Annotated in this window: 17 protein-coding genes; 13 read left to right on the forward strand and 4 right to left on the reverse strand. The window is 49.5% G+C overall.

Annotation, left to right across the window (positions count from 1 at the left end; translation table 11 throughout):
* From Q4Q57_RS05995 to Q4Q57_RS06025, 7 genes are all read left to right on the forward strand, one after another.
* Nucleotides 1-2,220, forward strand: coding sequence for an EAL domain-containing protein (locus Q4Q57_RS05995; RefSeq protein WP_311890141.1), 2,220 nt, complete (start codon nucleotides 1-3; stop codon nucleotides 2,218-2,220).
* A gap of 82 nt (nucleotides 2,221-2,302) precedes the next feature.
* Entirely contained in the window at nucleotides 2,303-4,873 is a 2,571-nt protein-coding gene (gene hrpB / locus Q4Q57_RS06000) for an ATP-dependent helicase HrpB (protein WP_311890142.1), read from the forward strand.
* A gap of 88 nt (nucleotides 4,874-4,961) precedes the next feature.
* Nucleotides 4,962-7,286, forward strand: coding sequence for a penicillin-binding protein 1B (mrcB, locus tag Q4Q57_RS06005; protein ID WP_311890143.1), 2,325 nt, complete (start codon nucleotides 4,962-4,964; stop codon nucleotides 7,284-7,286).
* Nucleotides 7,287-7,434: 148 nt separating this feature from the next.
* Nucleotides 7,435-7,713 carry a peptidylprolyl isomerase gene (locus tag Q4Q57_RS06010; protein WP_006084190.1) on the forward strand — a complete coding sequence of 93 codons (279 nt, stop codon included), beginning with the start codon at nucleotides 7,435-7,437 and terminating at the stop codon, nucleotides 7,711-7,713.
* Nucleotides 7,714-7,803: 90 nt separating this feature from the next.
* Nucleotides 7,804-8,199 carry a DUF2391 family protein gene (locus tag Q4Q57_RS06015; protein ID WP_006080091.1) on the forward strand — a complete coding sequence of 132 codons (396 nt, stop codon included), beginning with the start codon at nucleotides 7,804-7,806 and terminating at the stop codon, nucleotides 8,197-8,199.
* 158 nt (nucleotides 8,200-8,357) lie between these two features.
* Nucleotides 8,358-8,588 (forward strand): hypothetical protein, encoded by a 231-nt coding sequence (locus tag Q4Q57_RS06020; RefSeq protein ID WP_006080092.1) that lies wholly within the window; start codon nucleotides 8,358-8,360, stop codon nucleotides 8,586-8,588.
* Between the two features lie 211 nt (nucleotides 8,589-8,799).
* A complete protein-coding gene (locus tag Q4Q57_RS06025) occupies nucleotides 8,800-9,501 on the forward strand; it encodes a DUF3581 domain-containing protein (protein WP_006084189.1) in 702 nt (233 codons plus the stop codon).
* Nucleotides 9,502-9,588: 87 nt separating this feature from the next.
* Here the strand turns inward: Q4Q57_RS06025 and Q4Q57_RS06030 are convergent, their stop codons facing one another.
* From Q4Q57_RS06030 to dsrO, 4 genes are all read right to left on the reverse strand, one after another.
* Complete coding sequence (locus tag Q4Q57_RS06030) at nucleotides 9,589-10,887, reverse strand: PAS domain-containing methyl-accepting chemotaxis protein (RefSeq protein ID WP_311890144.1); 1,299 nt, start codon at nucleotides 10,885-10,887, stop codon at nucleotides 9,589-9,591.
* Nucleotides 10,888-11,222: 335 nt separating this feature from the next.
* On the reverse strand, nucleotides 11,223-14,330 hold the full coding sequence (locus Q4Q57_RS06035) for a tetrathionate reductase subunit A (protein ID WP_311890145.1): 3,108 nt from the start codon (nucleotides 14,328-14,330) through the stop codon (nucleotides 11,223-11,225).
* Nucleotides 14,331-14,365: 35 nt separating this feature from the next.
* Complete coding sequence (gene nrfD, locus Q4Q57_RS06040) at nucleotides 14,366-15,448, reverse strand: NrfD/PsrC family molybdoenzyme membrane anchor subunit (protein WP_311890146.1); 1,083 nt, start codon at nucleotides 15,446-15,448, stop codon at nucleotides 14,366-14,368.
* Nucleotides 15,438-16,220, reverse strand: a complete 783-nt coding sequence (gene dsrO / locus Q4Q57_RS06045; RefSeq protein WP_311890147.1) for a sulfate reduction electron transfer complex DsrMKJOP subunit DsrO — start codon at nucleotides 16,218-16,220, stop codon at nucleotides 15,438-15,440. The genes nrfD and dsrO overlap by 11 nt, the downstream gene beginning before the upstream one ends.
* A 407-nt stretch (nucleotides 16,221-16,627) precedes the next feature.
* Between dsrO and Q4Q57_RS06050 the strand changes: the two genes are divergently transcribed.
* From Q4Q57_RS06050 to Q4Q57_RS06075, 6 genes are all read left to right on the forward strand, one after another.
* Nucleotides 16,628-18,580, forward strand: coding sequence for a PhnD/SsuA/transferrin family substrate-binding protein (locus tag Q4Q57_RS06050; protein ID WP_311890148.1), 1,953 nt, complete (start codon nucleotides 16,628-16,630; stop codon nucleotides 18,578-18,580).
* Complete coding sequence (locus Q4Q57_RS06055; protein WP_311890149.1) at nucleotides 18,580-19,191, forward strand: response regulator; 612 nt, start codon at nucleotides 18,580-18,582, stop codon at nucleotides 19,189-19,191. The genes Q4Q57_RS06050 and Q4Q57_RS06055 overlap by 1 nt, the downstream gene beginning before the upstream one ends.
* 369 nt (nucleotides 19,192-19,560) lie before the next feature.
* On the forward strand, nucleotides 19,561-23,235 hold the full coding sequence (locus Q4Q57_RS06060; RefSeq protein WP_311890150.1) for an ATP-binding protein: 3,675 nt from the start codon (nucleotides 19,561-19,563) through the stop codon (nucleotides 23,233-23,235).
* Nucleotides 23,235-23,888, forward strand: coding sequence for a hypothetical protein (locus Q4Q57_RS06065; protein WP_011790751.1), 654 nt, complete (start codon nucleotides 23,235-23,237; stop codon nucleotides 23,886-23,888). The genes Q4Q57_RS06060 and Q4Q57_RS06065 overlap by 1 nt, the downstream gene beginning before the upstream one ends.
* A 48-nt stretch (nucleotides 23,889-23,936) precedes the next feature.
* A complete protein-coding gene (locus Q4Q57_RS06070; protein ID WP_006084181.1) occupies nucleotides 23,937-25,157 on the forward strand; it encodes a hypothetical protein in 1,221 nt (406 codons plus the stop codon).
* A complete protein-coding gene (locus Q4Q57_RS06075) occupies nucleotides 25,145-26,017 on the forward strand; it encodes a Wadjet anti-phage system protein JetD domain-containing protein (RefSeq protein ID WP_311890151.1) in 873 nt (290 codons plus the stop codon). The genes Q4Q57_RS06070 and Q4Q57_RS06075 overlap by 13 nt, the downstream gene beginning before the upstream one ends.
* Nucleotides 26,018-26,036 lie beyond the last annotated feature (19 nt).

The raw sequence follows: 26,036 nt of genomic DNA on the forward strand, positions 1-26,036 counted from the left end.
ATGTTAGTAGGTTTAGCAAATCCACTCCAACAGGCCTTGGTGAGTATTTTTAGTGAGTCTCCGCTAGAAACCTTAGAGCAAAATGTTGACCGAGCACTTGAAACCATTACATTGCAGCTGCATTGTGACGGGGTATTTGTATTAACCGGCAGCCAGTCTCTGGATCGTTTACGCACGCGTAATTTGTATCTAAAACCCCAATTTGCCAAAGGCCAACAAACCCGAGTCTGGCCCTTAGCACGCATGCCATTTTTTCGCTCCCTTGTCCGCACCCCGCGACTATTAAATCTGCCCGATGTGAATACCTTGCCTGCCGATGCGCAGGCCGAGCGAGCCCTATTAAGGGACTGGGACGTGAAGAGTCTATTGGTATTGCCACCTGTGGTATTTGGCGAAACGCGTATCGCGCTGGGCGCGGTGAATTGCTCCGAGTGTTGCGAATGGAGCGAAGAGTTTATTCAGGAATTCAACCACGCCGCTGTGATGATTGGCTCGGCGATGGAACTGACGCGTATCGCTCTGAGCATGCTCGCCAGTGAGCATAAATACTGTGAAGTCTTCAATCAGTTACCCTTAGCCTGCGCCTTGTTAGATAAATATAATCAATTGACTATGCTCAATAAAGTCGCCCTGCAAACGCTGCCAATCCAACATGGTTATGATTTATTCGACATGGTGCGTGAGGAAGAACATGCCATGTTAACTGATACCTTGCATGTGGTACGTGAAGGTGTGCTTGGTCAGGCTTGGTGTGAGTTACCGTTAAAATCTATCCATCAGTTGGCTTGGTTGAAACTCAGTTTTAGCCAGATCAGTGGCGATAAAGATACCTTAGTCATGATTGCCGAAGATGTCAGCGAGAAGTATCGCCTAGCCGATGAGCTGTCGTTCCATGCCAATTATGATGCGCTCACTGGATTGCCTAATCGGTTGCATTTCGAAGCCCTATTAGAAAACCTGCTGCACGCCCACGACGATATGCCTATTTGTGTGGCGTTTCTCGATTTAGACCAATTCCAAGTCATCAACAATATCAGTGGCCATCAGGCGGGCGATAAGCTGCTTTGCCAAGTGGCATTACGCTTAAAACAGCTCGTGCGTAAGGGCGATATCGTCGCCCGTTTAGGTGGCGATGAGTTTGGTATCTTGATGCATTATTGCAATGTGGACTCGGCGAAACAAATCGCAAAACGTATCTGTACCCAATTGGCGAACCATGAATTTATTTGGGAAGGTCGCAGCCACAATGTCAGTGTCAGCATGGGGATTGCTAAACTCGATAAAAAAGCCGCCGACATTTATACCGTCATGAGTCAGGCCGATGCTGCTTGTCGCTTGGCGAAGGATCAAGGCCGTAATGGCTGGCATTTATACAGTGCGAGCGATCCTAAAATGAACCGTCTCTATACTGAGATGATGGCGTCGGTGGACATAGTCGGCGCACTGGCGTTAAACCAATTTGAGCTTTATTTTCAAAGCATAGTGCCATTAAACCGCGAGGAGTCAGGTCTGCATTTAGAGATCTTACTGCGTATGGTGCAGGCCAACGGCACTATTGTGTCTCCAGCCATTTTCTTGCCCGCCGCCGAGCGATATAACTTAGCTTCTAAGGTCGACTTGTGGGTGATCGATAACTTGCTAAAGTGGGGCGGTTGCCATTTAGATATCTGGCAGCAATTGGATCTCGTGTCGGTGAATTTGTCGGCGACTTCTTTGGGTGACTTTGAGTTTATGAACTGGCTAGAAATGCGTTTGATGGCCGAACCTGAGCTGGTGGACAAGCTTTGCATCGAGATCACTGAAACCGCGGCCGTGAGTCAGCTCGATCAAGCGACAAAGTTACTCGATATACTGCGCCCGCTTAATTGTAAGTTAGCCCTCGATGACTTTGGGGCTGGCTTTTCTAGCTTCGCCTACCTTAAGCGCCTTAATGTGGACTTTGTGAAGGTGGATGGTCAGTTTGTGGTGAACATCTGCGAAGACAGTGCGGATCAGGCGATCGTTAAATCGATTTGCCAACTCGGCCAAGATATGGGCTTCGATGTGGTTGCCGAATTTGTCGAATCCCAAGATATTGGCCGAAAACTGCAAACCCTTGGCGTCGACTATGCCCAAGGTTACGCCATCAATAAACCGATACGGTTAGCTGAATTACAGTCTGGACTCAGTCAGCCTTGGCTCGAAAAACGTGAGACCTTTGCGGCCTATCCACAACTCTAGTGTTTGGTACACTTATCTACCGAGCCGGATTATGTTGCAGTGAAATGGTACTCACCGTCGATTGTTAGTACACTGACGGCCTGTGTTGGCCGCTGATGTCTTTTTCTTGAACTCTCTACCTATTCATAGCTTGTTAGCACCGCTGCGTGCGGCTTTTTCTCGTCACGCTCAAGTGATCCTCGAGGCACCGACAGGTGCGGGTAAATCTACCGCGTTACCTTTGGCTATGCTGGATTGGCCAGAAATCAGCGGACGCATTTTAATGCTCGAACCGCGGCGTGTCGCTGCGCGCAGTGTGGCGCACTATATTGCCCATTGTCGCCAGCAAAAGGTGGGGCAAGAAGTGGGCTATCGTGTGCGCGGTGAAGCTAAAGTCAGCGCCAATACCCGCTTAGAGATTGTCACCGAAGGCATACTCACGCGGATGATCCAGCAAGATCCCGAATTAACTGGGATTGGAATGATCATCTTCGATGAGATCCATGAACGCCACCTCACTACCGATTTAGGCCTCGCCTTAGCGCTCGAAGTGCAAGCTTCACTACGGGACGATTTAAAAATATTGGCCATGTCGGCAACCTTATCTGGCCTTGCCTTGGGCGAACTTATGCCAGAGGCAGTGACCTTACACAGTGAAGGCCGCAGTTTTCCCGTTGAGGTTGAATATCGCCCTGTGCCGACGCAGCAGCATTGGATCGATCATCTTGGCCGCTGCGTACTCGATCTGGTCTCGGCCAGTAGTGCCAACGTTAATAAAACGGCTAGCAATAACGCCGTGCTCGTCTTCTTACCGGGAAAAGGCGAAATCTCACGACTGCAGCAGTTTCTGCGTGAGCGCTTAGCCCAAGATGCCTTTCTGATTTGCCCCCTTTATGGTGAGCTTTCGGGTGCTGACCAAGATAGCGCGATTGCGGCAACTACAGATGGCAGGCGCAAAATCGTGCTAGCGACTAACGTGGCGGAATCGAGCTTAACCATTGAAGGTATAGGTTTTGTCATCGACAGCGGCTATAAACGTCAGGCCAGTTTTAACCCTAAAACCGGCGTCACCCGCTTAGGTTTGAAACGTATTAGCCAAGCCTCGGCAACTCAGCGCAGTGGCCGCGCCGGACGTTTATCTGCGGGCGTATGCGTGCGTTTGTGGAGCCAAGAAGAACATGGCCGTATGCTCAGGGCCGATGAACCCGAGATCAGCCAAGCGGATCTGGTGGCTATGGCCCACGATTGTGCTTACTGGGGCGCAAAATCCTTCAGCGACTTGATGTTGTTAACGCCGCCACCAAGTGTGAATGAGGCGCTGGCGTGGCAATTACTGCAGCGCTTAGGCATGGTCGATGGTGACAATAAACTCACTTCCCACGGCAAAGCGGCCTACGAGCTAGGGTGTCACCCCAGGCTGGCCCATATGCTATTGGGCGCGAAAAGCTTAAGTACGAAAAGTTTAGGCGCAAACAATGTTAATGAGCAAACTGGGCAATTGGGCAGTTTGGCCTGTTTACTTTCGGGGATTGTAGAGGCGCGCGGTTTGCCTAAAAAGGGCGCCGATATCATGAATTACCTGCACTTTGCCTGTCAGGGGCAAGCGGGACAGCAGGCGAAACAGTGGCAGAAAAAGCTCGGATTAACTGCCGACTTAGCGAAGGTCGCGACCCATGCTCACCACAGTGATGTGGGATTATTGCTGGCGCTGGCGTATCCGGACCGTATCGCTAAAGCGCGCGGCGTTGAGGGCTATCAATTAGCCAATGGTACTGGCGTGGTGCTGATGGCCGAAGATGCCTTGTCGCAAACGCCTTGGATGGTGGTGGCGGATTTCCAAGAAACTGAAGGCCGAAACGCCGGACGGATTTACTTGGCGAGTCCGTTTCAGCCGAGCTTGTTCGATAGCGAGCTAAAAGACTTGCTGGAAATCCACGAGATCTGTGGCTGGGATGAAGGCAAAGGCCGAGTCATTGCCGAGCGCCAATACAAGGTCGGACAAATTTTAGTGAAAACCGAGACGATTGCTAAGCCTGAGCGCAAGCAAATTGTCGCGGCCTTACTGGGTTGTATTCGCCAGAAAGGATTGCAAATTCTAAATTGGAACAATAACTTAGAGCAGTTTCAATACAGGCTTAAACTTGCGACAGAGTTCGACGCGGGCAGCGACTGGCCTAAGGTCGATGATGGGGCGTTATTAGCGAACCTAGAAACTTGGCTGGCGCCTTACCTCGAAAATGTGAATAATCTGCCGCAATTAGTTAAGCTCGATTGCTTTGGTTTTGTGGCAAACTGTTTGAGCTGGCAGCAGAAACAGCGACTGGGCGAGTTATTGCCAACCTCTTGGCCGTTAGTCACCGGTACCTCTGCGCCAATCGTATATGATGAGTCTGGGCGTGCGCTGCTGCGGGTGCGTCTGCAAGAAACCTTTGGCATGGCACAAAGCCCTATGCTGGCGCAGGGCAAGCTAAAGGTGACGATGGAATTACTTTCTCCCGCCCAGCGTCCATTGGCTTTGACGGCGGATTTAGCCAGTTTCTGGCAGGGGCCTTATGTGGAAGTGAAAAAGGAAATGCGCGGCCGATATCCAAAGCATCTGTGGCCGGACGATCCTGTGAATACACTACCGACAAAATTTACCAAGAAGAAAACCTTGGGTTTAGCTCAGCCATAGCAGTGACACTGGTTTTTTAATCGCGTGAAAACACGCCTTGATTCGCACCTCGCTCACTGTTGTGCCTGTGGCTGATGTCTTTAAATGCATGAATGATGAAGTAGATATGACGACTAAGACGACAAAAAAAACACCCGCTTCCCGTAGGGCCAACAATGGCCGCGGTTTATTTCGACGAATGTGGTCAATCACTTGGAAATTAGCCTTAGCCGGACTAGCTGTAGTGACGTTCTACAGCATTTATCTCGATCAAATTATTGCGCAAAAATTTGAAGGCCAAAAATGGCACTTGCCCGCGCAGGTGTTTAGCCGCTCTATGGCGCTGTATCCCGGCGCGGCGGTCAGTCATCCGCAAATGATGGCTGAGCTTAAGTTGCTCGGCTATCGCAAAGTCGCGAATCCACGCCAAGTGGGAGAGTTTTCGGCATCGAGCACCCGTATCGAATTGTGGCGTCGACCATTTTTACATCCAGAAGGCGATCAAGTCGAACAAAGAGTCATGATCAGCTTCGACAGCAATGGCGTCAGTTCAGTCTCCCGAGTGTCGGACAAACGCCAGCTTGCCGTATTCCATCTTGAGCCTGTGTTGCTCGATCGCATTATTACTGGCGACGGTGAAGACAGGCTGTTTGTGCCGACTGAAGAAATGCCTAAGTCGATTGTGCAGGCGTTATTGCTGGTGGAAGACCGTAGCTTTTACGAACATCATGGGGTGAATCCCTTCGCGATTGCGCGCGCCGCGTTTGTGAACATTAGCGCCGGTCGCACAGTGCAAGGTGGCTCGACGTTAACCCAGCAGTTAGCGAAAAACTTTTTCCTATCCAGTGAGCGTTCTTTGCTGCGTAAGGTGCGCGAAGCCTTGATGGCAGTGATTATCGATTTTCGTTACAGCAAGGACGAAATCCTCGAAGCCTATCTTAACGAAGTGTATATGGGACAGGATAAATCCCGCGCCGTTCATGGTATGGGTTTGGCCTCGCGTTTCTATTTCGGCCGTCCTATCAGTGAGTTGACTATCGCCCAGCAGGCATTTTTAGTGGCTGCGATTAAGGGACCGTCTTACTACAATCCATGGCGATATCCGGAGCGCATTCAAGAGCGTCGCGATCTGGTACTGCGTTTACTCATGGATGCAGGCGATTTAACCACGGCCGAGTACAAGGCGGCGGTAGAGTCACCTCTGGCGATCCGTAATCTTAATAAGCCAGCACACCAGAAATTACCTTCTTTCTTCGCCCTGGTAAAACAGGAAGTGAACGAGCGTTATGGCGATGCGTTACTGAAGCAATCTGGGGTAAAAATCTATACCACGCTCGATCCTATGGCTCAAGAAGCCGCCGAAATTGCGGTGACACAAACCCTTAAAAGCTTAGATAAGAGCAACAAGTCATTGCAGGTAGGCATGGTGGTTACCGACAAATACACGGGCGGTATCGCGGCAATGGTCGGCGATAAAACCCCTGGATTTGATGGTTTTAACCGCGCGGTTGAAATTCGTCGCCCGATTGGCTCGTTAATTAAGCCCTTTGTGTACGCCACTGCACTGGCACCCAATAGCCAATTTACCTTAGCGACTCCCCTTAAAGATCAGCCTATTACCTTAAAGAGTGAGCAAGGTAAGACATGGTCACCGCAAAACTTCGATAAGAAGTTCAGCGGCCAAGTGCCTTTGTTAACGGCGCTGAAAAAGTCGATGAACGTCCCGACAGTAAATCTTGGGATTGCGGTGGGCGTGGATGCCGTCGCGACAACTTTGGCTAAGTCGGGCTGGCAGGAGCCGTTAAACGAGTATCCTTCTATGTTACTTGGCGCCGTCAATGGCTCGCCATTAATGGTGGCGCAGGTGTACCAAACCTTAGCCGATAGCGGGGTTTACCGTAAATTAACCACAGTGACGGCTGTATTGGATGCTGATAAAAATCCATTGCCCGTGACGCGATTACCTAAAGAGCAAGCCATCTCACCCGATACTGACTTTTTGATCCAGTACGCTATGCAGCAAGTGGTCAATACGGGCACCGCGACGCGCTTAGGCAATGCCTTCCCCGGCGTTGGGCTGGCGGGTAAAACAGGCACAAGTAACGACAGCCGCGACTCTTGGTTTGCGGGCTTTGATGAGCGTAACGTCGCTGCTATTTGGGTGGGGCGTGATGATAACGGCAAAACCAGCTTGTATGGCAGCAGTGGCGCCATGGCCGTGTACCTTGCCTTCTTAAAGGAACGTCCACCTATTAGTTTGCGTTCTATCCAAGTGAATGGCGTCGTGAAGGGCTTTTTTGACCGAGATACCGGCGTGGCGAAGGAGTCTGATTGCAGCAATGTTGATGCGCTTCCGGCATTAACCGCGACTTATCGTCCTGTGAATAATTGCGGCGAGCCTTTGCAATGGTGGCAGAAAATACTCGGCCAATAGGCTTGATAATCGGCCAATCACGTACTTGTACGTTGAATATAAAATCTTAAGTAGTAGAACCTATGCGAATGGAAATGGCGTTATCGAGAGTACAGGCGTGACGCCATCTTCCCTTAGCCTAGGTCGTTAACCCAAAGTGAGAAATAACATGTTTAAAACCGCTGCCGCCGTGCATATTTTAGTGAAACACAAAGAGCAGGCTGAAGATATTGTTAAGCAGCTGAATAATGGCGCTAATTTTGCGGTACTCGCCAAGCGTTTTTCCTCTTGCCCTTCGGCCAAAAAAGGCGGTGATTTAGGCGAGTTTAAAAAAGGCCAAATGGTGCCACAGTTTGATAAAGTCGCATTTTCGGGCGAGTTATTAGTGCCGCACATAGTTAAAACTAAATTTGGCTGGCATGTGGTTAAAGTGCTGTATCGCACTTAATACTGCAGGATTAAGCCCTTATGTAGCGCGTCTTAGTCGCACGTCATTTTCGGCTAATCAAATGGATTGGAATATTAAGGAGCGATGAGCATGACCTTTAGTTTTAATACCGAAGATGCGAGCCAAGTTTGCGTGGGGGCATTTGCGCTGGCGGTGCCCGTGGCGTTTTCAGAGGAAGCCTGGCATCTCGGCGAAACCTTGCCTGTGCTCAATCTCGCCATGCTCTTTAGTTTATCGCTGTTATTTCTGGGCGTTTTTACTTACCACAGTGTGTTCCAGCAAAATATTAGTGCCCGAGTCCCTGTGTTTATTTTCCGCATCGTGGTGGCGTATTTGCTCACCGCGCTGGTGGTTTTCCTCGTCCTGCTGTGCCTCGATAAAGTGCCTTTTTTTGAAGATCCGCTGACCTCGATAAAACGGATCATCGTCATCACTATGCCAGCCTCTATGGGCGCCATTGTTGTGGATAGCTTCGATAAGGAATGATGCACCTTAGCCAAACCTCATGACTTTTGTCACTGGTGGATTAGGGTTATTTTGCGCATACTTATTCCCATACTCTGACTTTGATTAATGTCTAGAGTCGAAATAAGCCTGAGTTTTTAGCCTGATAACGATAACGCCAATAGATAAAGGAAATGACTATGAATACCGGAGCCCTCGCTTTACTTATCCCGATACTCGCCATTGTTGGCGGATATGTGGTGGCGATTATGAAAATCCGCGACAAGCAAGGAGTGTCGAGCCGTGAGCAAGAGGCCGAAAATCAAGCCTTGCGGGCCGAGTTAGCTACACTGCGTCAGCGTGTCGAAGTGCTAGAACAGCTGGTCACTGACGATAGTTTTCAATTGAAGCGTGAATTTAAACAAGTCTAACTATTTGTTCCTTGTCCAATGGAAGGCGCTAGCCTGTTAACCTAAGTTAATACCCTTGTAATTTGTTTGGCTTTACAAATGTGGGCATGGTGTTACTTTGTACATCTTCCGTGGGATCAAGTCATCGGGTGAGTTAAATACCTAATTTAAGGTAGACTCGTGATAATTTTGTTATCCATCCCTGTATTGAGTTATTACAAATAGAGTTTATATGTTTCTAGCGCCTTATTTTTCCGAGCAAAATCAAGCCATTTCCGTTTCAGCACAACAAGCCAGCGACTTCGCGAAGAAAATTGCGCAGGACTTTAATCCCATACACAATGTGGGCGCAAAACGCTTTTGCGTGCCGGGAGATTTACTGTTTGCCATAGTATTGACTCAATATGGCCTGAGTCAGAGCATGAAATTTAGCTTTGCGGGTATGGTGGGCGCGAGTGTCGAACTGCAATTTCCGGAACAAGTGAGCGAGAGTTTTTCAATTCGCGATGGCCGCGAAAAAACCTATCTTAATGTGAGCCGTCAAGGCGATGTAAGTTGTTGCGATGCGCAGACAGAATCCTTTATTCGTCAATATGTTGCTTTCTCTGGGCATAATTTTATCGATATCCTGATCCCTTTGATGAAACAACATCAAGTGATGATCAACCCAGACCGACCTTTAGTGATTTACGAAAGCATGTCGTTTGATTTAACCACCCTCGATTTTGTGCAAGTGACCTTATCACTCGTTGACCAAGATTTAAAAATCGATGGTAAACGTGGCGATGTGACACTGCACTTTGAATTACACAGTGGCGATACTTTAGTCGGCACAGGTATCAAAACCTTAGTAATGAGTGGTTTACGCCCTTACGACGAGGCGCTGGCGCAGCAAATGTGCGCCACCTATGAAGGTAGTAAAACTGATTATTGATTGACGTAACAATCACATGGCGTTTTATCGGTAGATAAAGCGCCATGTGATCCTTGATAGCGCGATGAACTAGCTTACATATTACAGTTAATCAATCGATAGTTGAGAGACTGTTTTTGAAACGTTTTCTGCTCCGTTGCGTATTTCTCCCATCACCAAAGTGACCTCGGCTAATTGTTGTTTCCCTTCCTGTGCGATACCTTCAACTTCGTTCATCATACTCGTTGCACTTGTGGTGAGCTGGGTATTTTTAGTGACGACGGCGGCAATTTCACTGGTTGATTTACTGGTTCTGGAAGCGAGCTGCCTCACTTCATCGGCGACAACCGCAAAACCTCGGCCTTGTTCACCCGCACGCGCGGCCTCAATCGCGGCATTTAATGCCAGCAAATTGGTTTGATCGGCAATCGAGCTAATGGTCGCGACTATGGCTTGAATACTTTGGGATTGCTCATTCAGTTGAGTAATCGCCTGAGTCGTTTTATGGGTTTGTTCAGCAATGGCATTGGAGGTATTGACGGTCGCATTAAGCAACTTAACACCTTGTTCCGCTTGCTCAACGGTGCGTTGCGATGTGGTGAGTGCAATATTTGCGGCTTCACGCACAGCGTGGCTTTGCTCGATCCGCTTGCTGATATCACTGGCGAACTTAACAACTTTAACGACCTTTCCATGCTCATCCATAATGGGATTGTAAGCCGCCTCCAGCCAAATTGAGTCCCCATAGGCATTTTTGCGCTCAAATAGCCCTTTGCTATAGCGACCTTGCTTAAGCTCGTCCCAAAAGTGTGGATTTTGTCGATAAAATTCATCAAAACAGAAAATTCTATGATGCTTACCCAAGATCTGTTCTTTGCTGTATCCCATTGTTTTTAAAAAGTTGGCATTTGCCTTCAGGATAGTGCCATCTGGGGTAAATTCAATAATAGCTTGGGAGCGATTTAGGGCATCAAAGATGGCAGGTTGATCGTCAAGCTGTTGCTTATATTGGGTAATTTCAGAAGCCGTTTTCATTATCTTCACGACTTTGCCCGCCTGTTTTACAGGAAAGTAAGTCGCTCTTAGCCAGATTTCTTGGCCATTTTTATTCACTCGCGCGAAATGTCCCTCCTGTGGATGACCGGCTTTTAAATTACTCCAAAATTGTTGGTATGCAGGAGAATTAGCATAGGTCGCTGAGCAAAACAGCTTATGGTGTTGACCAACAACTTCATTAAGTGAATAACCGACTACTTTTAAAAACAAGGCATTCGCATCGAGAATCTTCCCATCAGGCGTAAATTCTACTGTGGCAATACTTTGCTTAATGGCGTCGATGACCGACTCCGCTTCTTGGCGCTTGTTTTCGCTCACTTCTAGGCTTTTACGTAATGAAGAATTGAACACTGAGATACTCCTGATGAGCTTAACTGACTCAAAAACCGCTGGTCTTTATTGAAAGCTCGATATAACGAGCTGGATATACAGATAAATATAGCTGTGATTTTAATATGTGGTTTATTTCTATGAAACACGTGATCGGGATCTATATACCTAAATTGAGCAAAAGAAGATCACTTTTTTTGGTTTTAGCTCGACTAGGCTTTGGTTTTAGCCCGACCAGACGTAGCGGCAGAGTGGATAACGAATTTTAGCATGCTATTCGAGTAATCTAGGTTGAATGAATGCCATAGAAAAAGCTGCCAAAGGGCAGCTTCTTAAGCGTTATCTATGCTCGGCGGTTAGCTTAGTTTTTCAATCTTAGCGGGTAGGCCTTGTCTTGCCGAGGCGCCACTTGCCCAGTCTACCAGCGGATAGCGGCCGTGACGACTGGGATCGAACAGATTCAAGTCGTTCATATTGATGCCGACTCGGATCAGCGGATTGGCGGCGATGTTAATTTCGTCAATCACAGTGTCCCGCGCACCGAGTTCCTTATGACCATAACCGTGTTCGATGGCGATGCAGTCTGGGTGCACTCCGGCAACACATTCCACTAAGGCGATTACACTGCCGTTAGGCGTGCTGATTTTTACTGTGTCGCCCGTGCTGATCCCAAGGCGAGCGGCGGTTTTCTCGTTCAGTCGCACCGGATTATTAGGGTGCACTTGGCGCAAACGATCCGAGCCAATACTCATAGAACTCATGGTATGGGACTTGTAACTGCTGATCAGCAAAGGCCACTGTGATTTATCAAACGCCTTATCGAGCGGCGTACCATCGGCCAAGGCGGGTTGATATAAGCGTGGACAACCACTCATAAATTCCCCCGTTAAGCTATTACGACGACTTCCGACGTCGGGATTCCACAGCATCATAGGTTTAGGCCAGACTTTACTCGGATTCCCCGCGTCATCGCGTGCGCCGCGCATTTCTTCAAAACGGCCGCCGCGAGCAAATAAGTAACTGACTTTTTTGACTTCATCTGGCTTGAGTCTAGCGTTGAGCTCACTTTGAATGCGGCTTACACCGCTAAGATACATGTCCTCGGCGTTGATATCGGCGACGGCTTTACCCAAATAGGCTACGTTGGCGGCGCCGTAAAGTGAGTAATCCGCTGCGCGCGTTAACGGATGTAGGCTGCCATCGGCGGCCTTAACGGCATTTTCGCCAAAGCCTGGTAATTGCAGCTTCATCGCCACTTGGCTCAAGAAAGACTCCATGCACACCACGTCACCACTGGCCATTTTCGCGACCCTAGGCTCGACAATCGGCCAACGACCTGTGGCAACTTTGGTTAATGTGCCTTGCCATACTGAGGTCCAGCCCCAAGACTCGTACGTTAAGGTGTCGGGAACAATGTAGTCCGACAGCGCCGAGGTTTCGTTAATAAAGCTGTCGATGCTGATAAACAGCGGTAGCACCTTAGGATCTTTCAGTTGTTCACCAATAGCTTCCCCTAAACCCGCTTGACCATAAATCGGATTACCCATGTGGTTAATCCATGCTTTGAGTCGATAGGGATAACCGTGCACCGCCGCGGTTAAATGTTCGCCCAATAAGGGCGATGAAATCGGAAACCAAGGCTCTTTAGCGGGATAAGGCGATTCGCCGGCTTCGACTTTACGGCGATACTCTGAGGTTTTCTCGTAGGGGAATTTAGAGCGCGATAGGAATACGCCCTTAGGTTCGACCATGCCGTCAAACTCCTGCAGATTATACCTTGGGCCTTTACCAAAGGCGGGGAAGGAACCGCCGGAGGCTAATGCACCGCCCTTTAAATTGATGTTACCTATCATGGCGTTGAGCATCATGATCGCCCACGCGCTATAGAAACCATTGGCGCTCATTGTGCCGCCGTGGGAGATTACTGCGGCCTTAGTGCCATGGCTGGTAAATTTATCCGCGAGGGCAATAATCTGCGCCTCGCTGATATCGCACTCCTTGGCATAGTGTGCCATTTCGAAGCTGTGCGCCGCTTCACTTAACAGCTGGAAGCTAGATTTAACCGCAATCACTCCCTTAGGTGTGTCGACGCTTTGGTCTACTTCGAGCTTGGCTTTCTGGCTTTGGGTAGCCAAAACTACCTCGCCACTCGTTGCATCGACAACCAACTGCGAGTCCTGCTCGCCGTAGGCTTTGCCGTCGAAAGGTAAGCCAAGATCGCTGGCAAAGAGATATTGGCCATATCTTGGATGGGTGGGCTCGCTGATTATCAAGAAGCCTGCATTACTAAAGCCACGGTAACCTGATGCTTTTGCAGCATCGACATTGGGCGCACTCAAAAAATCGGCGGCATAGCGCTGTTTATCGATAATCCAGCGCAACATGCCCATGGCGAGGGCCGAGTCGGTGGCGGGGCGGATCGGCAGCCAAGTGTTGTTGCCCGCACAAGGTTGATTCGAAGTATTGGGCAGCATGGGCGACACCACCACATAACTGAAATTGCTGTTATTCACCCGCGCGTTAGCCAGTTGTCTCGCTTGGCGTTTAAAGGGATTGCCCGATTGCTGCGGCGAGGTGCCGATAAAGAGTAAAAATTGGCTATGGTCCCAATCGGGCTTCAAGTGGGCGTATTTTTTCAAATCATCCAATAAAGCGCCTGCACCAGCGCGGTAGGTAAACCCGCAATAAGCACCGTGGTTGGCAAAGTTTCGCGTGCCAAAGCTGTTGAAGGTAAAACGTTTGATAATGGCATCGCGGCCTTCATCGGAGGCGTTCGAGACCAGTAACTGGTTGGCCTTAGGGCCGTATTCCGGATTATTGGCATCGAGCGGCGTGGCGATATCTCGAATCGTCCTTAAGCCTTCAACTTGGCCTTCACCAAATAAATCACCGCCTTCGACGACTTCATTCAGCAACTGCTCAAAGCTAATGCTCTGCCATTGGCCACTGCCGCGCTTACCCACGCGCTTAAGACATTGGGTAACACGATGCGGGCTATCCAATTGTTCTAGCATGGCATTACCACGAGCGCAGGCGGTGGAACGCCCCTGTAGACCTTGTTCTTGAAAGGCGCTTAGTCCGACAAATGCGGTTTTGATTGGCGTATCGAAATCGATATGTTCCCGCGATGACAACGGATGATAAGGATTACCGCTGATACGGATGATCTTATCGGTTTTTTGATCGATACGAGCGCGCACGCCGCATTTGGTCCAGCAACCTAAGCACATAGTATTGGCGACGCGCTGATCGTCATTGCTGATTAGCTGACCTGACTGTAAATCGACTTTGTATTCAGGCGCTAAGGAATTGCCATGCAGCGGATCTTGGGTCGGTTTTCCTGAGGTGCCATTGACGACACCTTTGCCCATTTGCGCTAACGTATGACTATAACCCGCGGCAAATAATCCCACACCACCCGTGACAGCGGCCCCTTTGATAAAACGACGTTTACTCTTATCCATGATGGACTCCTTAATTCTGTAAACTAATTGGGTGCTCAGCGAGCAAGCTTTGCCGCAGGCGTGTGGCGAATAAGTTCGGAGACCAGCGCCATTAATGCCAGCCAGAGACCGAAGGTGCCGGCTATGCCTAATAGTCCTTCGGGTCCCCAAGGCAGTTGATAGAGGTAAGTCCCTGCGCCGTATTTAGGATCGGTTTGCGCTTGGATGAGCACTATCCAGCGAAATCCCCACGCGAGATGAATGGCCGTGAGGCTGACGACGATCATAGCCACATTGGGTAAGTGACGAATGGCGAGCATCAGTGCCAGCACGGCGAGTGTGACTAGCACCCAAATCGCGGCCAGTTGCCAACTTGGACTAGTTTCAAGCAATAACGCGGCTTCAGGGGCCGAGCCCTTATCGAATAATGCCCAGCCGATAATGCACAGGGCGAACAGACCAAAGCTGGCCCTTACCCAGAGTAATAGCTTGTCTTGGGTACTTTGTTGGTAGCCTTTTAATAATCGATTCAATACCGCCAAAGTGCCGCAGGCGGCGAGCAGGGCGCTCATCGCCATTAAAGGTGGTAGCCAATAGGTATGCCACAGTGGCCGCGCCTTAATGGCCATGGTTTCCATACCAGTGTAGAGGGCGATACTGCAGGCACTCAGTGCCGTGATCAGTGCGATCGGCTTGATGAATTTGTCACTGTTCCAATCACCGAATCTCAGTAATTGGCCTATTTTATTCAGCCAATCTGAGTCTTGATGCGCGGTGTGCTTAGGCAGATATTGACGCAGTAATAGCCAAGCAAATAGCGCGCTGGTGCCCGAGAATACCGGCAGTAAAAAGGCGCCATACCACATCCACGAATCGGGGCGCACTTGCGCATAAAAATGCCAAGCCCGCAGCGGTTGGTGTAAATCGGCGAGCAAGGCAATAGGCGCGACTATGCCTGCGGTCAGCATTAAACAGGCGCAGAGTTTCAGCAGTCTGTCATCGGGTTTCGCGTGACTAAACAAGTGTATTGTCGCGACCCACACACTGGCATAGGCCAAACCCATCATAAAAAAGTATTGCACCGCCCAAGGTAGCCAAGTAATGGCGATATCTGGGGTAAAGATTTCTTTAATGGCCATGGTGGATCTCCTCGCCAGTATCGGTAAGTAAGGTTCTTACGGGGGCTTGGCCGCTAATCTTGTGCTCAAAAGCGCTGCTCATGCCGATGTAGAATACGCGCGGTGAAGTATTGGCCGTGGGTTTGAGCACCTTGATATCGGTTTTATTGGTGGCGAGCAGTTGGCTTATTTGGCTGTGGGGATCGTTAAGATCGCCAATCACACGGGCTTCTCCAACGCAGGTTTCGACGCAGGCGGGCAGTAATCCCGCATCCAACCTATGGGCGCAGAAGGTACATTTGTCGGCGGTATTAGTGTCGTGGTTGATAAAGCGGGCATCATAGGGGCAGGCTTGCACGCAATAGCCACAGCCAACGCACCATTCATTATTGACGACCACTATGCCGTCTTTGCGCTGGAAGGTCGCGCCTGTAGGACAAACGGGAATGCATGGCGGGTTTTCGCAGTGATTACAAAGTCTTGGTAGCATCAAAAAGGCGGGCGGGGTGGTATCTTCCTGCTGCGAGACTTCATACTGCTGCACTGTGGTGCGAAATTGCCCTAGGGGCGGTTGATTCTCGATAGTGCAAGCGACGGTACAGGCTTGGCAGCCCACACAGCGGCGTAGGTCGATCACCATGCCGTAACGTTTACCCGCTTGGCCTTCGCTGGCACTGTGCATTTGAGGGCTGCGCTTATCATCCTGTGCATACACTTGCACCACAGGGATCAGTGCGGCGCCAACACTGACGCTGGCCATTTTGCCGAGAAACTGACGTTTACTCTTGTCCATACAGATTTCCTTCACTCTTGCAGATGGCGAATAAACTGGCTCATAGACCTTGAGTTAAGGTTTATGGCGAGGTTTACAGGCATTCTGTAAAAGGCGAGGCGGCATAACTATAGTGGTTTTCCACATATCGGGTGTGGATTTGATCTAGCGCAACAAATATCCGTTAGAATAGCCTTCAAAATGATAGGGTTTTATTTTTACGGCTTTTAAACTTAAGTTTGGCCTGCTTGCAATTTGAATTGGATCTGCTTTTAACTCGATCTGAGCTTGAGTTGAAGTTGAGTTGAATTTGAGTGATTGGGGATAAAGGATTGCACTTCACGTTATTTAGGATGATGAAAACAGTGTTTAGCTCAGGGATGTCACTCAAGTGGCCGTTATCAATTCAAGGTTCAATCGAGCCTAAGATGACACCTCGAATAATTTTCAGGATGGCACTTAGGACTAAGGTGTTCATCACGTTATTAGCGTGTTTGTTCGCTTCGGCAAACGTGTTTGCCGTAGATCCGCAGAATCAAAGTGCGCCTTCGGATGTAATGGACGCTGAGATTGTTGCGCCAGTCGCTACCGAAGAGCCCGGTTATCAAGTGGTCGATGTGGGCGTGTTAGCCATCCGCGGTTATAAGGCGACCATCAACCGCTGGCAGCCGTTAATGGGTTGGCTTGAAACCCAAATTCCCAACATTTACTTTAGGTTGCATCCTCTCACCCTCGATGAGCTCGCTAAGGGCGTTGAAACCCAAGGGTTCGATTTTGTGATCACCAACCCTGGGCAATCCGTGATGCTGGCGCGGCAATATTCCCTCACTTGGTTGGCGACCCTGCGCAGTCCGTTAAATAATGGTGCGGCAATGCAAGTGGGTTCGGCGCTGGTGGTGCGCGCCGATTCACCCTATCACACCTTAAGTGATCTCAAGGGACGTCGACTCGGGATAGTGTCGAAAAATGCCTTTGGTGGTTACTTGACCTTAGTGTACGAAGCGCAGCTAAAAGGCATAGATTTGCCTCGCTTTGTGGGTGAGATCATTCCGCTGGGGTTCCCGCTAGATAATCTGTTGTATCAGTTAGAGGATCAAAAAAGTGGTAATGATGCGGCGAAAGACAATCGACTGGATGCAGCTGTGGTGCCTGTGTGTCAGCTTGAGCAGATGCAAACGGAAGGGCTGATTAATATCGGCCATTATCGGGTGCTGGATAACCAAACTCCGGTGGGATTTCATTGCCAAGTCTCGACTCGTCTCTATCCCAACTGGTCCATGGCGAAGACCAATCGCGCCTCGCAATCTCTAGCTAAAAGCGTGACTCAAGCGCTGTTGGCGCTGCCCGAAGATCACCTCGCCGCTAAGTCTTCCGATTCTGCGGGTTGGACCACGGCAGTGAGTCAGCTGGCGATCGATCAACTGCTCAAAGATCTCGACATGCATCCCTTACAAACACCTTGGTGGCAAAGGGCGTGGCAGTGGGTCAAGTTACATCAACAATGGGCTTGGTTTGTGCTGGCGATTCTGGTGCTGCTCAATGCGTACCATTTCTGGTTGGAGTATCGCTTTAGTCGTCGCGGTCGGGAGTTAATTAACACTCAGCGCCAGCTCAATGAAAACCGCGCGCTACTGGAACATGCCCAGCGCATTGCGATTGCTGGCGAACTTGGCGCGAGTCTCTCCCACGAACTGAATCAACCTTTGGCGGCGATTGGCCATTATTGTCATGGCGCCGAAGTGCGATTACAGCGGGGTACTAGCCCTGAGGAACTGCAATCGGTATTGACGCTGATCCAGCAGGAAGTCACGCGAGCCGACAGCATTATCAGCCGCTTACGCAACCTGTTGAAGAAACGGCCTGTATCGAAACAACCTTTGTATTTGCATGAGCTGGTCAATGATACTGTGCCGCTGCTCGCCTATGAGTTTGAACAACATCAGATAAACCTTGCCGTCAATGTGAATGGTGAACCCTATTTACAGTCCCTCGATGAAGTTGGCATGCAGCAGTTGTTGCTTAACTTGCTGAAAAATGCCTTTGACGCCTGCGTTCAGCGGTTAGAGCTTGAATCCAGTGGCACCGAACAGAGCATCACGCAAAAGCCATACACACCCACGATCGATATCGATCTTCGCTATCAAGAATGTACGCTCTTGCTGACAGTCACAGATAATGGCACAGGGTTAACCGAAGAGACCAGTCTGCTGATGCAAGCATTTTATTCCACTAAATCAGAGGGGTTAGGTTTAGGCTTAGTGATTTGCCGTGATATTGCCGAGAGCCATGGTGGTACGTTTAGCTTAGAAAGTGCTATGGGTGGCGGTTGCCAAGCGCAGGTGGCTATACCGCGTAAACCTGAACCCAATGGAGCACAATAATGAGTCTTGCCTTACCTGTGTATTTAATCGATGACGATGACTCAGTGCGTCGTTCTTTGCGTTTTATGCTTGAAAGTTATGGCCTTAAGATCACCGACTTTGATAGTGCCGAAGCCTTTTTTACCGCCGTAGACTTAACACTACCGGGTTGTGCGCTGGTCGATGTGCGAATGCCGGGTTTGAGTGGCCCACAGTTGCACCTTGAATTAGTGGCAAAAAATAGTCCGCTAGCGGTGATTTATCTCACTGGCCATGGCGATGTGCCAATGGCGGTAGATGCGCTTAAATTAGGTGCGGTGGATTTTTTCCAAAAGCCCGCCGATGGCGCTAAGTTAGCCGAAGCGGTCGTCAAAGCGTTGGAATATACCAAGGCGCATCATCAAGACAATCAGTATCTTGAGACTTATCAAGCGCTCACGCCAAGAGAGCGGGAAATACTCAACCTGATTGCCCAAGGCCTGAAAAACCAAGAGATCGCCGATAGTCTCTGTATTGCCATGCGCACGGTTGAGATCCACCGTGCAAATTTGATGAAAGGCATGCAAGTGGGATCGCTGGCGGAAATGATGCTGATCTACAGTCGGATTGCCGAACGCCTGCGTCTCGAATAAATCCGCTGGAATTTACCTTTTATCGCGCTAATTGCCGCTTTGTTAGCCGCCTATTTTGGTTAAGTTGTCGTATCATTGACCGTTTGATTTGAGCCTAGCTATAGGGTTATGTTTTTGCTGAGCAATGGGCTGAGATGTGAGCCAAGGCATTAGTGCAGCGCCGCTTAATTGCCAATACACCGCGATTGCCTTATTTTAGGGGCACTATTTTTAGGCCACGATTTTTAACATCACTTTTTAGTCACTTTTTTAAAGTGTTTATTTACAGTGACGATTTTAATGTCAGTGGCCCTCTTGGATTGTTTTCTCTTATTTGTGTAGAAGCTTCTGCAACTTAGATAAGACTCTCCTGTTTGCATAAGGAATGAAATGGCAAGCTTGATTCGTATTGTGCTGATTGATACGCACCTTCCGGGCGTGGTGGAACTCGCCCTCAATGGTCATACCAACATTTGTGGTACTAACGCCTCGGGTAAAACGACATTACAACGTCTAGTCCCTGTTTTTTATGGTGAATACCCAAGCCGCGTGGTGCCTTCGACCCGCGACAGTTTCGAGCGTTGGTATTTGCCACACGATTCAAGCTACATCATTTACGAATATCAAAAGGCCGATGGCTTACTGTATCAAGCCGTGTTGGCCTCGGCGGGTGATGGTAAGGGCGTTAACTATCGTTTTATCGCCAAAGGTTTTGAGCTAAGCGATTATATTAAATCGCAAAATGGCGACACTATTCTGTGCCACACCATGGCGGAATTAGGCCGTGATTTAAAACGTGCCGGTATCGCCACCACTAATTTGCTTAATACCCGTGAATATCGCGCCATTATTCAAAATGATCGCACCCTATTAAGCACGGGCAGCAACCGCAGCGAACTACGCGGTTATGCACGCCAATTTGCCCTGTGTGAGGGCGAGCATTCCCTGCGCCACATCGAAAAACTCGCTAAAGCGGTGCACTCCAAAGAAGGCAAGATGGAGACGGTCAAATCCATGATCGCCGCCATTTTAGAGGAAGATGGGGTTAATCCGCCCAGCTCACGTTTGAATCCGCAGCGCGTTGAAGCATGGATCCGTGAGAGCCAACTTATCCAAGGCTTTGAAGTCATTCGCCCTGAGTTTGAAAAACTCGAGCAAGAATTTAACCAACTGCTCAGCGCCGAACTGCGCTTATCAAGCTTGTCCCGTGGTTATCGTAACGATGAAACCTTAGAAGCCGATCGCCAAGATATTCAGCAAACCTTATCTAAAGAGCTGAATTTAAAGCTCAGATTGCTTGATGATGAATGGAAAGAGCAGCGCGATGAGCTCAACCTCGATTTATCTGCCGCCAAAGGTGATGTGGCCAAGTGCGAGTATGAACTCGATGCCATTGAAGATCAGCACAGCGCCTTTTTAGATGCCAACATAGAGCAAGCTAAGGCCGATCTCGAGATGCTGCCGAACTGGCGCACTGATGTTGAAAACCTAAGTGAACGCCATAAGCTGCAAACCGAGAAGCACCAAGATATTGAGGCGGCGTACAATGCCCGTCGCAGTAAGATTGGCGAGCAGTTAAACCGCGAGCTTGAAGGTTTGCATAGCGATCAAGATAAGCAGCGCGAAGCCCGCGATAAACAACGTGAAGTGGCGCGCACCGATATTGATGCCCTAGAGCTGCAATGGCGTAACCAAATGGATGCGGGCAAGGCTAGCTTTAGCGAGCAGGAATACCAATTCAAACTCACTGCCGCCGAGCTTAAATTACGTGTCGATGGCGTGACTTACACCGAAGAAGAAAAGTTAAGCCTAGCGATTTTCGACGAACGTATTCACCGCGCCGACGAAGAACAAGAAAGCTGCAATGCCAAGGTAGAGCGCTTAAGCAGCGATGAGCGCAAGCTCAGAGCCAAACGTGACCAAGCCAACGAAGCCTTGCGTATCGCCACCTTAAGGGTGAACGAGCGTCAAACTGCGCTCGATGAATTGCACCACATGCTGTTCCCGCAATCCCACACCCTATTGGAGTTTCTGCGTAAGGAAGCCCAAGGTTGGGAGCAAAGTTTAGGTAAAGTGATCGCGCCTGAACTACTGCATCGCACTGATTTACATCCCAGTTTAGTTAGCGAGTCGAGCGAAGCTTTCTTTGGCGTACATTTAGATCTTAAAGCGATCGATGTGCCTGAATATGCCGCCTCCGAGCAAGAGCTGCGGATTCGGTTAAGCAAAGCCGAAGAATCCCACACTAGCGCCCAAGAAATGCAGGCCGAGGCCGAATCTCAGCTGGTGGCCATTAATGGCGAGTTGGATAATCTTAGCCGTGAACTGACCTTTGCCCGCACGGCTTACAAAAATAGCCGTGACGATCTGCGTCGTCTGTTCGATGAAAAGCGCAGTGAGCAAGATAAAATCAACAAAGCATTGAGCGAGCGCAAAGCCCATGCGGGACAAAGACTGACTCAGCTGGATGGCGAGCTGAAACAGCTTAAACATCAGCACGAACTCTGGCTCGAAGAGCAAAAAGAGCAAGCGCTCGAAGCGCGCATGGAAAAACAAGCCTATTGGCAGGAAGTGATCGGCGCGCTCGACAATCAACTCGGCCAAATTAAAGCGACCATTGAAGGCCGCCGCGAAAGCGCCAAAATTGAGCAGAAAGCCTGCGAGACGTGGTACAAAAACGAGCTTAAATCCCGCGGTGTGGATGAGGATAATATCCTCAAACTCAAGCAACAAATTCGTGAGTTAGAAACCAAAATCAGCCGCGCTGAGCAGCGTCGTAGTGACGTACTGCGTTTCGATGATTGGTATCAACATACTTGGCTGATGCGCAAACCTAAACTGCAAACTCAGCTTGCCGATGTGAAGCGCGCGGTCTCGGAAATCGATCAACAGCTTAAGGCGAAAACTCAAGATGTTAAGACTCGCCGTCAACAACTCGAAACCGAGCGTAAAGCGTCCGATGCTGCGCAGGTTGAAGCCTCCGAAAACTTAACGAAGTTACGTGCAGTAATGCGTAAACTCGCCGAGCTTAAGTTGCCGACCAATAACGAAGAAGCCCAAGGCAGCCTAGGCGAGCGTCTGCGCCAAGGTGAAGACTTGCTGCTGAAACGCGATTATCTGATGGGGTCAGTGAAGCAATATGTGGAGCATTTCGACTCAGTAATCGCCAGTAAATCGGGTTCTAGTTTAGCTGAGTTTTGGGAGCATGCCCGCGAAGAATCGAGCTTTATCAACGATAAAGGTATTCGTCTGCTGGATTACCGCAAGTTAGTGCCACAACTTGGGCAATTGCTGAACGTGATAGTGCCTCAAGCTATAACAGGATTGCGTGATAATGGTCGAAGTTTTGGTGTTGATTTAACCGCGTTCTACGATGTATTAGCCGATATCGACCGTCGCATCGCGTCCCAAAGTGCACGCATTACCCGCGAAGTGGGCGAAGAGTTATTCCTCGAAGGCGTGTCTGAATCGGCTGTGCGTATTCGTTCGCGCATCAGCGAGTTGGAGTTCTGGCCCGAACTTGAGCAGTTCGTCAAAGCATATCAACACTGGAAAAACGACGGTTTTAATGGCTTGCCCGATGAGGATTACACCAACAGTATGCGCCGGGCCTTAGACATTATCGGCCGCGCCGCGTTAACGGGGGGCATCTCTAAGTTGCTGGAAATCGAGCTGCGCCTTAAAGAAGGTAACAGCGACTTAATTATCCGCACCGACAGACAGCTTAACGAATCCTCAAGCCACGGCATGGCGTATCTGATTTTGTGTAAGTTCCTGCTGGCATTCACGCGTTTGCTGCGTGGCCGCGCCGATGTGACCATTCACTGGCCAATTGATGAGCTGGGCACTTTGCACCATACCAACGTGAAGAAGATTTTCGATGCCTGCGAAAACAACAATATTTGTGTGCTGGGCGCCTTCCCGAACCCAGAGTCTGAGGTGCTGAACTTGTTCGCCAATCGTTACATTATCAACAAACAAACCAAGAAGTTGCAGGTGGTGAAGCCTAAGGTGAACCCAATTGCCGACATGTTGAATAAGCGTTTGTCGAAGGAGGCCATCTAATGAGTGATGCAACCCAAACCGTATTAGTTGGCACTGGCGCTTTGATTGAGTTGTTACTCAAGGGCGAGTTTATTTGCCGCACCACCAATGAAGAAGGCTGGCGCGCCCTTAAAAATAGCAGCACCCGCGAGCGGGTTGAAGCCTACTTAAACCAGATCAACCGTACCGTGGCGTCTGCCGCCGAAGGTGATGTGTTCTTCTGCGGTTACTTACAGTTAGGCGATGCCGAACGTAAAGTGATTTCATCGCAGTTTAAAGATATCTGTCAGGCATTGATCCCGCTGGTGGAATGGTTGGTATTAGTGCAAGAAGCCAGTGGCCAAGATGCGCCGCTGAGCGAAGGTGCGCCCGTGCGTTTAACCGAGCTGCAAAGCCGTATCGAAGACACGCCGGCGTTCCGTGAGCAGTTAGCCAAGCTCAGCCAATATCGTTTATTTGGCTCAACCAGCACTAACAGCGATGCGCAAATCAAATTAGTCTTCAAACGCTTAGTCGAACTCGGCTATTTAGTACGACCCAATGCGGAGAAGCAAATCTATATCGCCACGGGCAAGCTGGATTACCTGTATGAAGTCATTCGTTTTATCGATGAAACCGAAGGTTTAAGCCTAGAAGCGCAGGCAGAAACGGCGACCCAGCGGGATCTAATATAATGTTGGCACTGTTAAACCTAGGTAAAAGCTGCGACCAAGGAGGCCATGATGAGCAGTAACTTACATCAGGCGGGTGTGAAACTGCTCAAGCAGTTAGGTCGCCATGCTGACATCATTATGGACACCTATTTAGCGGGCTCTCTTAACGAGGATGCGCACGATCCAAGCGTGGTCGAAAAGCTTAAACAGGCAGGGATTTTATGGCGGCCAGAGCCAGATCAGGAGCTGCGGCTTAAGCGTTCTGTGCGAGCCTTGCTCGAAGAAGGCTTAAGTGACGAGCGCAATCGCCAAATCGACTCTAATGTCGGTTCGGCTTTAGCAACCATTAAAACCTTGGCCGACCATTACAAAGAAGCGCGTCACAGCTCAGATTACAGCGCTGCCGAAGCCTATTTGTCGGATTTGAGCGAGCATGTTTATAGCTTCGCCGACAGTCTGCGTTATTCGATTCGTGTGCTCTGGGGCAGGATCAACAACGAGTTCGGTTATGTCGGTACGATCAACGCAAAGATACGTGAAAATGAATTAGCCCAAAGCCAAGTCTCTGAATTGCTTAATGGCTTAGAGATGTTCCAGTTTAGTGAGCTTGGCGAAATCGCCGGCGATATCCGAGAGCTGCGCAAACTCTTAGTGACGACTTTGCAAGAAACCATGAGCGACTGCGCCCAGGAACTGAGCGTTGTGCAGGGGCGTTTACTCGAACTCTTAGGTCGCTTCAGGCAAATCCGTGGCCGTACCCGTTTGCTTAAGGGCTGGTTACTCTACACTGACTTGCATCCGGATTATCGTCCTGCGGACCATGTGTCCCACAAGGAAATCCCAAGTCTATTCAATCGCGCCGAAATCTTGCTCGCGCCTGCTGCAGTAGACGTGCACAACGCCAGCCAAGAACTGGAGTTGATGGGCATAGTCGCGCACATTAAAGCTATTAGTCGTCATCCCGTGATTGAAGCGGTGCGTGAGCGAGATGCGTCCGTGTCACTCACCCAAAGTGAAGACTTCGATGTACCAGATAATCCACTCAAACAAGCGGTGGATGAGTATTTCGTCGATGTGATTGAGTCTGGCCTGCGCCAATCTGCGCTGGAATATCTGGTGGATAAGGCATTGCCTTGGGAAGCCGAGAGCTGGATTTATCAAGTCATTGGCGGTTATGAAGGCCTACCCGATGAACATAAAGCTTACTTTGAGCTTGAGCCTTTGGGTGAGCCGCATCCCATTTATAGCGGTAACTTTATCATTCGCGATGTTGAGTTATGGTTAGCCTAGGCCAGCGACAACTGCAGCTGTTGGAGAAGGCTTTTATTAAGCGTTCTCCCAAGGTTAAGCTCACGGCTAACTGGCGCGCGATTTACCGCGAGTTAGAAGTGGGCGAGTTAGATGAGTCTGAAAAATATTTGTGCTTCGCACCCAAAGACTTTGATCTGTTAAGGCAAGGCGTGTTGGCGCTAATGGGACTTGATCTCAGGGATCTGGATTTCAATGTCGATCGCATGGCGATGTCCGCCAAAAGTCATAATGAGAAGCTCGCTAAGATCCGCCCAGAAGCCGAGTATGTGTTACTCAAGTTTCTGGGCTTTCAATCGCCACCTGTTGCAATCTCCGCTTTATCCTCGCTGCGTATTCCTTTGGATGAAGCACAAAAGCACTGTCGTGAATTTGATGCCGCAGCCATCTTAGTGGTTGAAAACTTGGATGTGTTTGATGTTATCCATCAAGCGCGTTTACCACAGGATTTAACCCATGTGATGATTATCTACCGTGGCAGCGGTCATCATTCACCGATTGGTGTGCGGCATTTTTTGCAAGCTATGGCAGGCGAGCTGCCGATTATCGCCTTTACCGACTTAGATCCCGCAGGGCTGCAAATCGCCCATACCTTAATGGGGGTGACCCATTGCCTTGTGCCGCAACTTGCGCTGACGGCTGCTGCCGAGTTGTTGTGCATTGGGCAAATTAATTCAACCTATGATTTCGACAAGCAAGCGAAACAGACCAAATATCTTCAGCATGCCGATTTAAAGCGTTGGCAAGAATTAGCTTTTTGGTTAACTCAACACAGTATTAGCATCAAACAGCAACACCTGCTAGCTCATGGGCTTGAACTAGTGTTAGTGCCATATATTTAGCTATCACGCATGCCATCTC

The organism is Shewanella sp. SP2S2-6 (assembly GCF_031931965.1).
Classification (GTDB): domain Bacteria; phylum Pseudomonadota; class Gammaproteobacteria; order Enterobacterales; family Shewanellaceae; genus Shewanella; species Shewanella baltica.

What these genes read in the sequence shown, in the direction of transcription:
- mrcB (WP_311890143.1), top strand. Translation starts at nt 4,962, where the DNA reads ATGAATGATGAAGTAGATATGACGACTAAGACGACAAAAAAAACACCC.
- Q4Q57_RS06025 (WP_006084189.1), top strand. Translation starts at nt 8,800, where the DNA reads ATGTTTCTAGCGCCTTATTTTTCCGAGCAAAATCAAGCCATTTCCGTT.
- Q4Q57_RS06020 (WP_006080092.1), top strand. Translation starts at nt 8,358, where the DNA reads ATGAATACCGGAGCCCTCGCTTTACTTATCCCGATACTCGCCATTGTT.
- Q4Q57_RS06060 (WP_311890150.1), top strand. Translation starts at nt 19,561, where the DNA reads ATGGCAAGCTTGATTCGTATTGTGCTGATTGATACGCACCTTCCGGGC.
- Q4Q57_RS06035 (WP_311890145.1), bottom strand. Translation starts at nt 14,330, where the DNA reads ATGGATAAGAGTAAACGTCGTTTTATCAAAGGGGCCGCTGTCACGGGT.
- Q4Q57_RS06075 (WP_311890151.1), top strand. Translation starts at nt 25,145, where the DNA reads ATGGTTAGCCTAGGCCAGCGACAACTGCAGCTGTTGGAGAAGGCTTTT.
- Q4Q57_RS06010 (WP_006084190.1), top strand. Translation starts at nt 7,435, where the DNA reads ATGTTTAAAACCGCTGCCGCCGTGCATATTTTAGTGAAACACAAAGAG.
- Q4Q57_RS06015 (WP_006080091.1), top strand. Translation starts at nt 7,804, where the DNA reads ATGACCTTTAGTTTTAATACCGAAGATGCGAGCCAAGTTTGCGTGGGG.
- Q4Q57_RS06070 (WP_006084181.1), top strand. Translation starts at nt 23,937, where the DNA reads ATGAGCAGTAACTTACATCAGGCGGGTGTGAAACTGCTCAAGCAGTTA.
- Q4Q57_RS06055 (WP_311890149.1), top strand. Translation starts at nt 18,580, where the DNA reads ATGAGTCTTGCCTTACCTGTGTATTTAATCGATGACGATGACTCAGTG.
- Q4Q57_RS06050 (WP_311890148.1), top strand. Translation starts at nt 16,628, where the DNA reads ATGACACCTCGAATAATTTTCAGGATGGCACTTAGGACTAAGGTGTTC.
- Q4Q57_RS06065 (WP_011790751.1), top strand. Translation starts at nt 23,235, where the DNA reads ATGAGTGATGCAACCCAAACCGTATTAGTTGGCACTGGCGCTTTGATT.
- nrfD (WP_311890146.1), bottom strand. Translation starts at nt 15,448, where the DNA reads ATGGCCATTAAAGAAATCTTTACCCCAGATATCGCCATTACTTGGCTA.
- dsrO (WP_311890147.1), bottom strand. Translation starts at nt 16,220, where the DNA reads ATGGACAAGAGTAAACGTCAGTTTCTCGGCAAAATGGCCAGCGTCAGT.
- Q4Q57_RS05995 (WP_311890141.1), top strand. Translation starts at nt 1, where the DNA reads ATGTTAGTAGGTTTAGCAAATCCACTCCAACAGGCCTTGGTGAGTATT.